This is a genomic window from Sinorhizobium chiapasense, assembly GCF_036488675.1.
GTDB classification, from domain to species: domain Bacteria; phylum Pseudomonadota; class Alphaproteobacteria; order Rhizobiales; family Rhizobiaceae; genus Sinorhizobium; species Sinorhizobium chiapasense.
The window spans coordinates 1021624-1035956 of sequence record NZ_CP133152.1 but is presented as its reverse complement, the minus strand read 5'-3'; the positions used below and the strand labels follow the sequence as shown (position 1 = coordinate 1035956).

Below are 14333 nucleotides of genomic sequence, written 5' to 3'. Positions count from 1 at the left end.
CGGGACGAGGAAAAGTGCGTGCGGTTTTTCCGCCCGCGTCCCGCACCAACTTCCTGGAGGAGTAATCGCATGCCGAGATTTGCTGCGAACCTGACCATGCTGTTCAACGAGGCGCCATTCCTCGATCGTTTTTCGCTGGCCGCCAAGGCGGGCTTCGAGGGGGTGGAGTATCTCTTCCCCCATGAGTTCGAGAAGATGGCACTGCGCGCCGCGCTCGATCGCAACGGCCTGACGCAGGTCCTGCACAACCTGCCGGCCGGCGACTGGGCGCGCGGCGAGCGCGGCATCGCCATTCTGCCGGACCGGATCGACGAATTCCGCAAAGGGGTTGCGGCCGCCATCGACTACGCGACGGCACTCGATTGCAGGCAGGTCAATTGCCTGGTCGGCATCGCGCCGGATGGTGTTTCCGACAATATCCTGCGCACGACGCTGGTTGCCAATCTGAAGCTCGCCGCAACCGAACTCGGCAAGCACGGCATCCGCCTCCTGATCGAGCCGATCAACCGCTTCGATATTCCGGGCTTTTATCTCAACACCGTCGAGCAGGCGGCCTCGATCATCGACGAGGTTGGCAGCGACAACCTCCTCATCCAGTACGACCTCTATCACCAGCAGCGCACGCAGGGTGAATTGGTCGGCACCTACAAGCGTTTCGCCGGCCGCATCGCCCACGTCCAGCTTGCCGACAATCCGGGCCGCAACGAACCCGGAACCGGCGAGATCAACTACCCCTTCGTCTTCGATGCGCTGGAAGCGGCCGGCTACGACGGTTGGATCGGCTGCGAATACAAGCCGCTGACGACGACAGCCGAGGGCCTCGGCTGGCTGGGTGCCGAGCGCAAGCGCAGGCAGTCCGCAGACATCATCAAAATCAGGAGCTAAGCACGATGGCATCTATCGGTTTCATTGGACTGGGTATCATGGGCACGCCAATGGCGCGTCACTTGCAGGATGCCGGGCATAAGATCGTCACGTCGAAATTCGTCATCCCGCCGCGCCAGGAACTCATCGACAACGGTCTGCAATTCGTCGAGACGCCGAAGGCGCTCGCCGAGACCGTCGATACGATCATCCTGATGCTGCCGGACACGCCGGAAGTGAAGGATGTCCTCTTCGGCGAGAACGGCGTCCTCTACGGCCTCAGCAAGGGCAAGCTCGTCATCGACATGAGTTCGATCTCGCCGATCGAGACGAAGGAATTCGCCAGGAAGGTCCGCGAAACGGGCGCGGAATACATGGATGCTCCGGTTTCCGGCGGCGAAGTCGGGGCGAAGAACGCCTCGCTCAGCATCATGGCCGGCGGCTCGCAGGAATCCTTCGATCGTGCCTTGCCGCTGTTCAAGCTGATGGGCAAGAACATCACCCTTGTCGGCGATTGCGGCGACGGCCAGGTCACTAAGGTTGCCAACCAGATCATCGTTGCGCTGACGATCGAAGCGGTCTCCGAAGCGCTGGTTTTTGCGTCCAAGGCCGGTGCCGATCCGGCGCGGGTGCGCGAGGCGCTGATGGGCGGCTTTGCTTCGTCGCGCATTCTCGAAGTCCATGGCGACCGGATGATCAAGCGCACCTTCGATCCCGGTTTCCGCATCTCGCTGCACCAGAAGGATCTCAATCTGGCGCTGCAGGGAGCAAAGAGCCTCGGCATCTCGCTGCCGAACACGGCGGCCACCCAGGAACTCTTCAACAATTGCGCCGCCAACGGCGACAGCGGGCTCGACCATTCCGGTCTCGTCCGGGCGCTCGAGCGGATGGCCAACCATCAGGTTGCGTAGCTTCAAAGGGTTAGAGCGTTTCGTGGTTTCGAAGAAATGCGTGAAACGTTCATCCGTGGGGCGGCGGTGAGGAGGCCGCCGCCCTTCATTTCTGGGAGACATAAACGTGGCACCGATCGCCGACCCGCGCGCCTTTCTCGAAACTCTGTTCGCCTCGGCCGTTGCCGCCGCCGATCCAGCGCTCGTCATTGCCTCCAATCTGCCGGAGAGGCCGAAGGGGCGGACCGTTGTGGTCGGGGCTGGGAAGGGTGCCGCGCAGATGGCGCGGGCCTTCGAAAACCTTTGGCGTGGTCCGCTGAGCGGCGCCGTCGTCACCCGCTACGGTTTCGGCGTGCATTGCGAACGTATCGAGGTGCTGGAAGCCGCGCATCCCGTGCCGGACGAACGCGGGCTCCACGCATCGAAACGCCTTCTCGCCGAGGTTCGCGGCCTGACAAAGGACGATCTGGTCGTGGCGCTAATCTGCGGTGGCGGCTCGGCGCTCCTGCCTTCGCCACCGCCCGGCCTGTCGCTGCAGGATGAGATTGTCGTCAATCGCGCTCTTCTCGCCTCCGGTGCGCCGATCAGCGCCATGAACTGCGTGCGCAAGCATGTGTCGGCAATCAAGGGCGGCAGGCTCGCGGCGGCTGCCTATCCTGCAAGAGTCGTTTCACTTGTCGTCTCCGACATCCCGGGCGACGATCCGGCGCTCGTCGCCTCCGGTCCGACGATCGCGGACAAGAGCACACGCGCGGATGCCTTGAAGATCGTCGAGCGTTACGGGCTGTCGTTGCCGGAAAACGTCATGCAGTGGTTGGCGACGGATGCGGCGGACGCGCCGACGCCGTCCGATCCAAGGTTTCTCCGAAACGAAGTACGCGTGATCGCCTCGGCGGCCGTCTCGCTGGAGGCCGCGGCCGCGCGCGCCCGCGAAGCCGGGATCGAAGCGATCATCCTGTCCGACGCGATCGAAGGCGAAGCGCGCGAAGTCGGGCGCGTCCATGCCGCAATCGCGCGCGAAGTTGCCGTCCGCAGCCGCCCGTTCTCGAAGCCGGTCGTCGTCCTTTCGGGTGGCGAAACGACGGTAACGATCAAGGGACAAGGCAAGGGCGGCCGCAACGGCGAATTCCTCTTGTCGCTGGCGCTCGGCATAGATGGCATTCATGGCGTTTCTGCACTCGCTGCCGACACCGATGGGATCGACGGTTCCGAAGACAATGCCGGCGCCTTTGCCGACAGCACGACGATTGCCCGGCTCAGAGGACAGCGGCTGGACCCCTCAGCACTGCTCCAACGCAACGATAGCTGGACCGCGTTCGATGCACTCGGCGATATCTTCAAACCGGGACCGACGGGCACCAATGTCAACGATTTCCGAGCCATCCTCGTGCAGTAGGGTGGCGCCGAAACGGCTTGGCGGCCTCTGAGCCGCCGCCGGGCCTGATGGGTGCTACCGGCTTTTACTCGGTCCCGATCGCAATACGCTTGGACTTGCTCTGGCTCTGCTCCGTTTTCGGAAGCGTAACGCTCAGCACCCCGTTCTTGAACGTCGCTTTAACCTTGCCTTCGTCGATGTCGTATCCGAGCGGGATACGCCGTTCGAAACGGCCGTAATAGCGTTCGGAAAACTGCTTCTCCTTGTCCTCGCTCTCGGCGCGCTTTTCGCCTCGCAGTGTCAGGACGCCCTCGGCGAAGGACAGCTCGATATCCTTTTCTTCGAGCCCGGGCAGCTCCGCTGTGACCTTGATCTCGTTATCACGGTCGGTGACTTCGACATTAGGCCAACCGGCGCCGAAGCTCGGATGGGTCACGAACGCAAACGGCGTCCGTTGATCGAAATTGCGGAAGACGTCGTCGAACAGGCGGTTCATTTCCCGGTGAAGCATGAGGAACGGATTGCGCTCGACATCGCGATAGGATGTGGGCACGGGGTCCTGGGCGCGGCCCCATGGAATGAGATCACGTACGCTCATTGTCAGCTCCTTTTTCTTTTATCGCTGTCCGCCGAAGCGCGGGTATTTGCCGGCCCTCGGCGATTTTTCGGCATAGGCGATTGCCCTGACGCCTAAAGCGGGATGCTCTAGGCGGCCTGCTTGCCACCTTCGGCCCGCTCGTGGTCCTCGATCGGGGGCAGGGCCTTGGCCTGTTCGATCTCGATCCGGCGTGGCTTCATCTGCTCGGGCAACTCACGGACGAGATCGATTGCCAACAGGCCATTCGCGAGATTGGCACCTGTGACCGTCACGTGGTCAGCCAGCTGGAAGCGGCGATCGAAATTGCGGCCAGCAATACCGCGATAGATATACTCAGCCTTGTCCTCGCCGGCCTTTTCGCCGCGAACGACAAGCAACTGCGGTTCATGCGTAACCGTTATCTCGTCCGGCGCGAAGCCGGCGACCGACACGATGATGCGATACTGATTATCGCCGACGCGGAGGATGTCGTAGGGCGGCCAATTATCGGTTGGCGCCAGACGGCTCGCTGCGTCAAGCAAGTCGAAAACGTGGTCGAATCCGACGCTTGACCGGGACAGGGGCGAAAAGTCGAGTGTTGTTCTCATAGCCATATCCTCCTTGAGCAACATGGACGATGAGGAGCAGCGTCGAAGAGGACGATGCCCCTCGACTGCGGACCCCGAAAGGCGGCCCGTAATTGCGATTTAGTGACTTCCGCAGAGTTTTCAAGGGGTTGTGCGAGCGGCCGGCCGGGTGATCGGGCGGCAAGGAAGGAGGTAGAGGTAAGTCTTTGTAATATCGAGAAAAATTTCGACGCGCGCTCGCCTTGATTTTCCAGGATCGGCGCCAATATCTCTCTGAATATATCCATTGGGGCATGCGAAAGGAGGAAGAAATGCTTCTCAATGAGATTCCGTGGACGACCCCCCTCACCGTACGCCTTTCAAGTGGCATCAAGCATACCTTCAATTCCGTATATGAAGCCCTGGATTTTCTCGAAAACGAGTGGCCGCTACGCAACGGCCAGCGTTACGAACGTGCGGTGCGCACGTGCCGCGGCGCGCTCAAACGGATGACGCCGGCCGCGGTCGCCCGAGAGGCTTTCGTCGCTGCCTGCGTTGAGGCCGCAATGCCGATCGTGATGACCGGTCATGGATCGCATCAGCAGGCGGCTGACGGCAAAGCAACCCGGCGTGCGTGAGACAGGGTGAGGCGCCGTCCACCGGTTCAAGCCGACGCTCGGTGAATGGACGCGAAGGCTTGATGCCGTTCAGTGATCCGGAAACGGCATTACTCCACAAAAACGCGAACGCTTGCCGCCCGCCCGACGGCATCGATGACGGTGAGAGTGGAATAGCCACTGCCGTCCGGCAGCCACTGGCTGGTGCGCCGGCGGGTGACATCGGGCAACGGCCGGCCATTGGCGAGCCATCGGAACGGGGCGCGACCGCCTTGCAACTTGAGGGTCAACGGCATCATCGTTTCACTGGTGGTCGCGCCAAGTTCCACACGGGCGCCCTCCGGCGGAAAGACGATCTGCGGCGCCGGCTCGCGCGCCGATGCCGAAAGCAAGCCGCTCGCGGTCATCGAAAAACGCCGCTGGCTGATCGGGAGGTCGGCCTGCGCAATTCGAACGGCACCGGCCGGGGGATCCGGCAGCGGTGTGATGGCGATCCCCGATTTGGCGAAGCCTTCGAACAGGATTGGTGCGGCGGCAGCGTAACCGGTTAATCCTGGGACTGCGCCGTTGTCCGGGCGCCCGACCCAAACACCCAGCACGTAGCGGCCGTCGAAGCCAACGGACCAGGCATCGCGATAGCCGTAGCTGGTACCCGTCTTGTAGGCGATGCCGCGCTGCCGGCTGCCTGCTGGCGGCAATACGTCTGAGAGGATGTCGGCGACATGCCAGGCGGCAACGGTCGAGAGCACGGCTTCGCCATCGATCAGGCCCGCCTTGCCCTCAATGCCGTCGCCAAGCCGCACCGGCCAGCCGCGATTGGCCAGGCCAGCGTAAAGCTGAACGAGGTCCCGCAGGGTGATGCCGACGCCACCGAGGCCGATCGCGAGCCCCGGTGCCTCATTGGGCGGTAGGGCAGGCCGCACATCGGCGCGGCGGAAGCGGACCATCAGCCGGGCGGGGCCGACCGCGTCGAGGAGCCGGATCGCCGGCACGTTGAGGGAGAGCTGCAGCGCCTGCCGGATGCTGACGTCGCCCTGATAGCTCATGTCGAAATTGCGCGGGCGATAGCCGAAGAAGTCCGCCGGCCGGTCCTCGATGATGGTTTCCTGGGCGACCAAGCCCTCCTCGAAGGCAAGCCCGTAAATGAAGGGCTTCAACGTCGATCCCGGCGAGCGGGTGATCCGCGTCATGTCGATCCATCCGGCGCGGCTTGCGTCGAAATAGTCGGCCGATCCAACCTCGCCGACAATCTCGCCGCTCCGGACGTCGGCCATCACCATGGCGACGGAGACCTTCGGCCCGAGCTTCGCCGCTCCCTCGCGCGCAACCGCTTCGAGCCCGCGCTGAATGTCGCGACGCAGCGTCGTATGGTGCTGGAGGATCTTCGGCTCCTTGCGAAGCGCCAATTCGGCGAGATGTGCCGCATGGGCCGGAAGCTGAAGGCGCCGGGTCGGTATGGCGGCCAACGCCGCCCGTTCCGCTTCGCCTTCACCGATCACCTTGGCGACCGCCGCACGGCCGAGAACCCGTTCGCGGGCGGCTTCGGCGGCGGCGAGATTGCCGTCGGGGCGACGCTTTTCCGGCAATTGCGGCAGCGCGACGAGAAGCGCGGCTTCCGCGACCGAGAGACGGCGCGGTTCCTTGCCGAACCAGGCAAGGCTCGCGGCGCGCACGCCTTCGAGATTGCCGCCATAGGGCGCATGGGTGAGGTAGAGATCGAGGATCTGGTCCTTGCTGAGGCGACGCTCGATCTGGATGGCGCGTGCGAGTTGCAGGAGTTTCGCCGGCAGCGTCCGCTCCCGGCGCGGCTCGATCAGTCTTGCCACCTGCATTGAGAGCGTCGATGCGCCGGAAACGATGCGACCGTTTGTGACGAACTGCAGCGCCGCACGGCCGAGCGCCAAGGGGTCGACGCCGTGGTGCTCCCGAAAGCGCTGGTCCTCATAGGCGATCAACATGTTCAGAAAGCGCGGGTCGACATCGTCGACGGTGGTTTTCAGCCGCCACAGACCATCCTTGGTCGCAAAGGCGCGCAGCAGACGCCCGTCCTTGTCCAGCACTTCGGCCGAGACGGTGTCGGCCTCATCGAGCGGCGGCGGAAAGGTCTTGTCCGCCCATTGGAGGCCGAGGGCTGCGAATGCGGTCAGGACGAGGACGATCGGCAGCGCGACAAAAATCGCGCCAAGGCGGTGGGGATGTCGAAAACAATCGGGTTTGACCGTGCCGCTACGACTCCCCCCTATCCGTTCAAGTAGCTGCCGGAAGAACATCGCGCGTCCTACTGGGCTGCCAGCACCTCCATGCGGCCGGTTGCCGTTCGCGCCGAGAATTGCGGCCGGTACATGTCCTCCACGCTTGCCGCCGGATGATCATAGGTGCCGGGGGTTACGGCGCGCACAACATAGGCAAGCGTGATCTCCCGGCTATCGCCGGTCGACCGATCGAAGGCCGCCACGAAGCGATCGCTGCGGAACTCGGTATGGGCGGCCTCGACTTCGCCGATCCATTCGAAGTTTGTGAGCTGCGCGCTGTCGACCAGGCTCGGATTGTCGATCTCGAAACCGGCCGGCAACAGGTCGGTGATCAGCACGCGCGACGGCCAGTCGTTGCTCTCCGTTACCTTGAGCACGACGACGTAGCGCTCGTTTTGCCGCGCTTCGCTGACATTGGCCTCGGCGCCGTCGAGCGTGTAATAGGTGCGCTCGATCGCGAAGCCATCACCGCCGGCTGAAAGTGGCTGGGCGGGAGCCGCGACGGTCGTCACCACGGCGGAGACCGCGTCGGCGCTGTTGTTGCGAATGACGACCGGATGCTCGATGAGCGCGTCCCCCGTGATGCGTGCGGCATAACTGCCGGTGCGCGCCGCGCCGTTGATGTCGAGTTTCATGTCCTCGTCACCGCCCTGGATCGCGCGTGCTGCAAGCAGCATCCAGGTCTGTTCCTGGGTGCTGGTATATTGCGCCTGCTGCCACTCCCTCGCGACAATCCTGGAAAGTTCCGGAATGATCGCCGGTACGGGGCGGCTTTCGGCGGCCAGCGCCAGCACCGCGGCATCGTCGCGCAGCGACGAGCCGTAGTCGGACCGGGCGAGGCTGACTTTGACGAGACCCGAACCGGTCGACATGTTCAAGGACGCCGCGAAGATATCCTGCGAGCGGGCCGCATCGCCGTAGAGCGCCAGCGCCGCGGCGATATGCGCCTTGGCGAGCGGCGTCGGGAAATCGTCGAGCATCGTGTCGACGTAATAGCGAAGGTCGCTGATCGCCGCCTTGCGGTTGCGGGCCAGTACGTAGAGCGCATAGGCGATCTCGTTGCCGCGGTCCTTGACGTTGGTTTCATAGCTCAGCGCATTCTGGAGATTTTCGAGCGCTTGCACCATCGCCTGTTCGGGCACGTCGTATTTCTGTTCGCGCGTCCGCGTCAGGAAATCGCTCACATAGGCGTCGAGCCAGAGGTCGCCCGAACCGGGCCCCCAGAGGCCGAAGCTGCCGGAGGAAGACTGGTAGGAAAGGACGCGGTAGATCGCCTCCTGAACCCGCTTCGTCACCTCGCCGTCGTCGGCAAGGCCGGACTGTTTTGCGAGTTCACTGAGATAGAGCAGCGGCAAAGCGCGGCTCGTCGTCTGTTCCGCACAGCCGTAGGGATAGCGGTCGAGCGTCATCAGGAGCGCTGGAATATCAAAGGCGGCCGAGCGCGTGACGTTGAGACTGACGGAAGCGCCCTGCAGCAGGCTGTCGGCGAGCAACTGGTCATCCACGGTCAGGCTGCTGCCGGCAGCGATATTGACCACCTGTCGCTGGGTGACCGGCAGTGCGGCCGGTCGGACCGGAACGTTCAATGCCTGTTCGATCGTCAAGCCGGAGGCGTTGGAAAGTGCCACGGTGACGAGCCCGTTTCCGGGATGTTGGGCCGCCAGCGGCAGCGTCACGGCGGTCTTGCCGCCGGCGCCAAGATGCACGGTCTCGGCTGCGCCGGTCTGTTCCACGGTTACGGGACCGCTGGTCGTCACCTGCAATCGGTAGTCGCCGGCAGGTGCATCCGTGTTGGCGATGTCGAGCCTGAGTTCCGCGCGGTCTCCGGGGGCCAGGAACTTCGGCAGGCTTGCGGTCACCACGACCGGATCGCGGATCACGACGTCCTTCACCGCGTGTCCGACACCGGATTTCGTCCAGGTAACGGCCATGACCCGCGCCGTGCCGTTGAACTGCGGGATATCGAAGCTGACCTTCGCCTCGCCGTCGGCATCGAGCTTGACCGGCCCCGAGAAGAAGGCAACCAGCTTTTCGGTCGGCGGGCTGCCTTGCAGCGGCATTTGCCCGCCGTCGCCGCCGGTGCGCAAACGGCCGGTGGCGCCGAGCGATCCGTCGATCAAGCGGCCGTAAAGATCGCGGATTTCGAGACCGAGCTGCCTTTGGCCGAAGTACCAGCCGTCCGGATCGGGTGCCTCGTAGCGTGTGAGGTTGAGAATGCCGACATCGACGGCGGCGATAGTGACGTAGGCGTCCTCGTTGGCGCCTGCGCCGCGTACCTTGAGGTTGACGCCGAGGGGTTGGCCCGGCTGCATCTTCTCCGGCGCGTCGAGCGTGACTGCAAGCTTGCGCTCCGCCGGATCGACCGCGAGCCACTTGAGGCCGATGGCGCGCATCGGCATGCGACTCTCCTGGGCATCTCCGGGGCGATAGAGCGCCGCGGTGACATAGGCACCGCCGCCCCACTCGGCGGTCACGGGCAATTCGACCTCGCCGCCCGTCTCGGCAATGGTCGCGGTCTTCGTCGTGATCAGGCCTTCCGTGCCGACCGTGACCAACAATTCGCCGGCAAAGCGCGGCGAGACCTTGAGTCTCGCAGTCTCGCCGATCGCGTAGCTCTCCTTATCGAGCGCGATCTCCAGCCCGTCCGGCGTTTCCGTCGAGCTCGCTTCGACATACCAGCCCGCATCGAACTCGACGCTGGAGGCGGGACCATCGATTGCAGCCGTCTCGATCTCGAGGCGGTAGCGGCCCCAGCCGACCGGCACGGCGATCTCGGCGCCGTCCGCTGTCACGTCGACGGTACCGTTCGCCACCTGTTTCGTCGAGATGACGGGCTCGTATTTCCAGGCGCTTCCGTCCCGATACCATTGGTAATTGCGTTCGACGCTGATCAGCTTCCAGAGGAGGCCGGACATCGGCATTTTCGCGCCGTCCTCGCCGACCGCAATCACGTGGAACTGCCCGACCGCGTTTTCGGCAAGGTCGCCCGAAAACTCCGGCTTGATGCCGATCTTCGGCCCTTCCGGCTTGACCGGGAGCGTCAGCGAGCGCTCCACGGCGCGGCCGCCGGCTTCGCGCATGCGCACGGTGACATCGGCGTTGAGCAGTTGCGTCGTTGAGGGGACCTCGGTCAGATCGACGTCGAATACGGATTTACCGTCCTCGTTCAGCGGCTCCAGCGCCTCGAGCGGCAAGCGCGTGTCTTCGCTCGCTTCCTCGTCGGCAAGGCCGAAGAAGTAGCCCTTGAAGGCAGCGCTCTCGCGCGTCGGCTTGATCGAGACTTCGCCCTCGAGCGTCAGCCCGGCTGCGGGCGCGCCGTAGAGAAAGCGACCTTCAACAGAAACAGGCACCGGCGTGCCAACGGTGATCTCGCTTGCCCCGCTCGTCAGATCGAACTCGGTGCGGTCAGGCACGAAGTCGTCGACGAGGAATTGCTTCTCGCCGATCGCGGACCCTTTCGGATCGGCGAAGATCTGCATGGTCCAGGTGCCGCGCATGGCGTTTTCCGGAATCGGGAGATCGAGCGTGTGGCCGCCGAGCTTGCCGCCATTGCTCACCATACGCCGATCCTCGACGCCATCCGGGCGCAGGAAGGCGAAGGTCAGCGGCAGGTTCTCGATCGCGACGCCGTTCACGTCGCGGGCCAGCGCTGCCGCATGCACCGTCTCGCCGACGCGATAAATGCCACGTTCGGTCCAGGCGAAAAGGTCGATTGCGCCCGGCGCTGCGCGGCCGGTGACGCCGCGGTCGGAAAGATCGAAGCCGGCGCGCGTCATGTCGAGAAAGACGTAGTCCGCGTCGGCCTTCTTCGCCGTGATGACGGCGGGCGTCATGCTTGCCGTGCCGCGCATCAGGCCGGCCGCGAAAGTCGCTTTGCCCTCCGCGTCGCTCGTTGCGGTGCCGAGCACTTCATTGTTCTTCGCGACGAGTTGCAGTTCGACGCCGTCGAGCGGCTTGGCGCTCGCGAGCGAGCGGGCGAAGACGGTGAGCCCGTCCGTGCCGGCATAGGTCGAGATGCCGATGTCGGAGACGACAAACCATTGGGTGGCGCGGGCGTCCCAATCCTGACTGAGGCCGGTCCCCGAGACCGCCGTCAGCACGTAGACGCCGGGCTTGCGTTGGGGCAACGCTTCATCCACCGGGAAGCTGGTCACCACTTCCTTGTTGAGTTCGGTGTCGATGTCGATGCTGCCCTGCCAGACGAGTTCGCCGCTTTCGTCCTTGATGCGCTCTTCGCTGTAGCCGTCTATCTGCGTCAGGAATTGCGAGTTCGTCAGCAATGAAGAGATGCTGCGGTCGCCGATGCGATAGAGCTTGAGGTTTGCGCTCTCGGTATTGACCGAGACGATCGGAATGCCGCGCCGCGCGGTCGACGGCAGCACGAAGCTGTCGCCGGTAAAGCGCACCATCGGCGAGCGATCCTTGACATAGATATCGAGGCTGACGGGCGTCTCGATGACTTCGTCGACGGAGGAGGGCAGGCCCGGCCTCAGCGCCAGCTTGTAGCGCTGCCCATGGGACAGCCCCTCGACGCAGATCTCGTTTCCCTTGGCCTCGACCGCCTTGGGGGCCTTGCCGTCGAGGGTGACGAAAGAGGCATAGTCCGCTCCACTCTTGACGAGCTGTTCGGAGAACTGGACGCAGGCGCGCGGGCTGGCGCTGTCTGCATCGATTGTATGCTCGGTGACGCGAAAACCCTGCCGCGCCTTGAGGTCCAGGTAGGCCGTTTCGACCGTCTTCGCCTGCACGAGTTCGAGGCTCGCCTTGTAGGCCTGGAGCGCCGCTCGATAGTTCTGTAAGTTGTCAAGCGCTTGGGCGAGAACGGCCAGCGCATCGGCCCGACCTTCGGCGGTCCTCGTCAGTTGATAGCCGTTGAGCGCGGCGAGCGCCGCCTCGCTCGCCAAATCTGTGCCGCCGGTAAACCGGTTTGCCGTGCGCGCCGTCTCGACCCACAACTCCCCGTCCTCCGGGGCGATCGCCAGCGCGCCGCGGAAGGCCTTGAGCGCAGAGACGAAGTTGCCGGCTGTCAACTCGTTCCGGGCTGCTTCGATCAGACCGTTGACACCGAAACCCTGCTGATCTTCGGTGAGCGCAAGGTTCGCCTTGACGTCACGCGCCTGCTGCAGGAGATCGTCCGAGATGAAGGAGAGGCGTGGTGGGGCGCCGATATCGGGCTCGTTGTTGCCCGTCTCGACAACCTTGCCGGCGATCGCCCCTTTGAAGGTGTTCAACTGATTGAAGTCGGATTTCAGGAAGCACCACTTCACCTTTGGATTGTAGGTGAAGGCGCGGCAGGACTGGTCGGCGATGCAGGCGGTCTCACATTGCTGAAGCGAGACGTTCTGCTCGGTGCGGAGATCGAAGCCGAAATAGTCGCCGTCTTGTGTAATCTCGACGGTGCGGTTCGTTTCGGCTGCCGCGGCAGGCGAGCCGAGGGAAACGAGCGCGAGAAGAAGGGTGGAAAGGCCGACAAACGCGCGCATAGACTTAGGTCCTCCCAATGCTGCCCGTCTCGATCGAGCGTCACTTTGTCAACCTTCTCGGGGCCTTGTCAATCGCGCATGCGACAGGCAAGGCCGCTTGAGCGGTGCTGCAACCGGAACGTTTGACGGAGAGGGAGCTCAGCGCAAAGGCGGTTCCGGCGCGAAGGCCTGCATCGAGCCCGCAAAGGCTTTTGGAAGTGGCGCAGCATAGGAGCCGCGCTTGCTGGTCGTAAGCCCCTGCGAGACGAGCGCCTCCGCCTGCTTGACCGCCGCCGCCACGCCGTCGACGACCGGCACGCCGTATTCGCGCTGCAGCACGTGTGCCAGATCGGCCATGCCGGCGCAGCCGAGAACGATCGCTTCGGCTCCGTCTTCGGTAAGTGCCAGTTCGATCTGGCGCCTGAGCTTGGCGAGTGCGCCGGACGCCTTGTCCTCAAGATCGAGCACGGGAATATCGGCAGCGCGTACCTTTGCGCGGCCAGCCATGCCATAGCGTATGACGAGGTCTTCGATGAGAACGCGAGAGCGCTCCAGCGTGGTGACGACCGTAAAGCGCTGGGCAAGAAGCGCAGCCGTCATCACGGCGGATTCGCAGAGCCCCAGCACCGGGATGTCGGCGAGCGTGCGCGCCGCCTCGAGGCCGGTGTCATCGAAACAGGCGATGATGGCGGCGTCGGCGCCGGCTGCCTGTCCCGCACGGAGTTCGAGAAGCAGGCCCGGCACGGCGATAGCGCCGTCATAATGGCCCTCGATCGAGGCGGGCCCGTTTCTGGAGGTCGCCGCGACGATTTCCGTCCCGTGTCCGGCGACGGCGCATGCCGCTTGCGCGGCCTTTTCCGTCATTGAGGCGGTGGTGTTCGGATTGACGATCAGAATGCGCATGGATGTCAGCTTATCTTTGCCTGCCGGCGCCTCAGCACGAGAATGACGGCGAGAGCGACGAGGATGATGGTGAAGGAAAACAATGTCGTGACCGTGCCAAGGGCGTAGAGCACCGGCGTCGTCACGTTGGTTGTCATGCCGTAGATTTCGAGCGGCAGCGTGTTGTAGGTGCCCGACGTCATCAGCGTGCGGGCGAACTCGTCATAGGAGAGGGTAAAGCCGAAGAGGCCGACGCCGATGAGGCTCGGCGCGATCATCGGCAGCACGACATGACGGTAGGTCTGCCATGGTGTTGCGCCGAGGTCGCGGGCGGCTTCCTCATAGGCCGGCGAGAAGCGGTTGAAGACGGCGAACATGATCAGTACGCCGAAAGGCAGCGTCCAGGTGAGGTGCGCGCCGAAGCCGGAAGAATACCAGGCGGGCTTCAGCCCGAACTGCTGGAAGACGACGCCGATGCCAAGCGAAATGATGATCGAAGGTACGACGAGACTCGCGACCGTCACGTAGAAGAGTGTGGTCGAGCCGCGGAAGCGGTGGCGGAAGGCGAGCCCCGCCAACAGCGCTACGACGACGTTGACGACCATGACCATCAGCCCGAGCGTGAAGGACCGGCGGAACGAGGCACCGAAATCTCCGACAGCCTGCTTTTCGAAGAGGTTGTAGAACCAGTGCAGCGAAACGCCGTTCAGCGGAAAGGTGAGACCGCCGTCAGGCCCCTGGAAGGAGAGGATCAGCACCGCCGACAGCGGCCCGTAAAGGAACAGCACGAACAGCGCGAAGAAGCCGGTCAGCACATAGAACTCCAATGTCCGTCTATCGTGGCTCAC

Annotated in this window: 10 protein-coding genes; 4 read left to right on the top strand and 6 right to left on the bottom strand. The window is 63.9% G+C overall.

Annotated features, from left to right (window positions below):
• The first annotated feature begins 69 nt into the window (after positions 1-69).
• From hyi to RB548_RS29460, 3 genes are all read left to right on the top strand, one after another.
• Positions 70-885, top strand: coding sequence for a hydroxypyruvate isomerase (gene hyi / locus RB548_RS29470; RefSeq protein ID WP_331375936.1), 816 nt, complete (start codon positions 70-72; stop codon positions 883-885).
• Positions 886-890: 5 nt separating this feature from the next.
• Positions 891-1775, top strand: a complete 885-nt coding sequence (gene glxR, locus RB548_RS29465) for a 2-hydroxy-3-oxopropionate reductase (protein ID WP_331375935.1) — start codon at positions 891-893, stop codon at positions 1773-1775.
• Between the two features lie 106 nt (positions 1776-1881).
• Entirely contained in the window at positions 1882-3150 is a 1269-nt protein-coding gene (locus RB548_RS29460; protein ID WP_331375934.1) for a glycerate kinase type-2 family protein, read from the top strand.
• Between the two features lie 64 nt (positions 3151-3214).
• On the opposite strand, the gene RB548_RS29455 is transcribed toward RB548_RS29460, so the two are convergent.
• Complete coding sequence (locus tag RB548_RS29455; RefSeq protein ID WP_331375933.1) at positions 3215-3727, bottom strand: Hsp20/alpha crystallin family protein; 513 nt, start codon at positions 3725-3727, stop codon at positions 3215-3217.
• A 107-nt stretch (positions 3728-3834) separates the two neighbouring features.
• Positions 3835-4314 carry an Hsp20 family protein gene (locus tag RB548_RS29450; RefSeq protein ID WP_331375932.1) on the bottom strand — a complete coding sequence of 160 codons (480 nt, stop codon included), beginning with the start codon at positions 4312-4314 and terminating at the stop codon, positions 3835-3837.
• Between the two features lie 290 nt (positions 4315-4604).
• Between RB548_RS29450 and RB548_RS29445 the strand changes: the two genes are divergently transcribed.
• Positions 4605-4910: a DUF982 domain-containing protein gene (locus tag RB548_RS29445; protein WP_331375931.1), complete on the top strand. Its 306-nt coding sequence runs from the start codon at positions 4605-4607 to the stop codon at positions 4908-4910.
• Between the two features lie 89 nt (positions 4911-4999).
• On the opposite strand, the gene pbpC is transcribed toward RB548_RS29445, so the two are convergent.
• From pbpC to RB548_RS29425, 4 genes are all read right to left on the bottom strand, one after another.
• Positions 5000-7159, bottom strand: coding sequence for a penicillin-binding protein 1C (pbpC, locus tag RB548_RS29440; protein WP_331375930.1), 2160 nt, complete (start codon positions 7157-7159; stop codon positions 5000-5002).
• A gap of 8 nt (positions 7160-7167) precedes the next feature.
• Positions 7168-12624, bottom strand: a complete 5457-nt coding sequence (locus RB548_RS29435) for an alpha-2-macroglobulin family protein (RefSeq protein ID WP_331375929.1) — start codon at positions 12622-12624, stop codon at positions 7168-7170.
• Between the two features lie 138 nt (positions 12625-12762).
• A complete protein-coding gene (locus RB548_RS29430) occupies positions 12763-13506 on the bottom strand; it encodes an aspartate/glutamate racemase family protein (protein ID WP_331375928.1) in 744 nt (247 codons plus the stop codon).
• Positions 13507-13511: 5 nt separating this feature from the next.
• On the bottom strand, positions 13512-14333 hold the full coding sequence (locus RB548_RS29425; RefSeq protein WP_331375927.1) for an ABC transporter permease: 822 nt from the start codon (positions 14331-14333) through the stop codon (positions 13512-13514).

Bases quoted from the DNA above. Each gene is read 5' to 3' on its own strand.
- hyi (WP_331375936.1), top strand. From the start codon at position 70: ATGCCGAGATTTGCTGCGAACCTGACCATGCTGTTCAACGAGGCGCCA.
- RB548_RS29450 (WP_331375932.1), bottom strand. From the start codon at position 4,314: ATGAGAACAACACTCGACTTTTCGCCCCTGTCCCGGTCAAGCGTCGGA.
- glxR (WP_331375935.1), top strand. From the start codon at position 891: ATGGCATCTATCGGTTTCATTGGACTGGGTATCATGGGCACGCCAATG.
- RB548_RS29430 (WP_331375928.1), bottom strand. From the start codon at position 13,506: ATGCGCATTCTGATCGTCAATCCGAACACCACCGCCTCAATGACGGAA.
- pbpC (WP_331375930.1), bottom strand. From the start codon at position 7,159: ATGTTCTTCCGGCAGCTACTTGAACGGATAGGGGGGAGTCGTAGCGGC.
- RB548_RS29455 (WP_331375933.1), bottom strand. From the start codon at position 3,727: ATGAGCGTACGTGATCTCATTCCATGGGGCCGCGCCCAGGACCCCGTG.
- RB548_RS29445 (WP_331375931.1), top strand. From the start codon at position 4,605: ATGCTTCTCAATGAGATTCCGTGGACGACCCCCCTCACCGTACGCCTT.
- RB548_RS29435 (WP_331375929.1), bottom strand. From the start codon at position 12,624: ATGCGCGCGTTTGTCGGCCTTTCCACCCTTCTTCTCGCGCTCGTTTCC.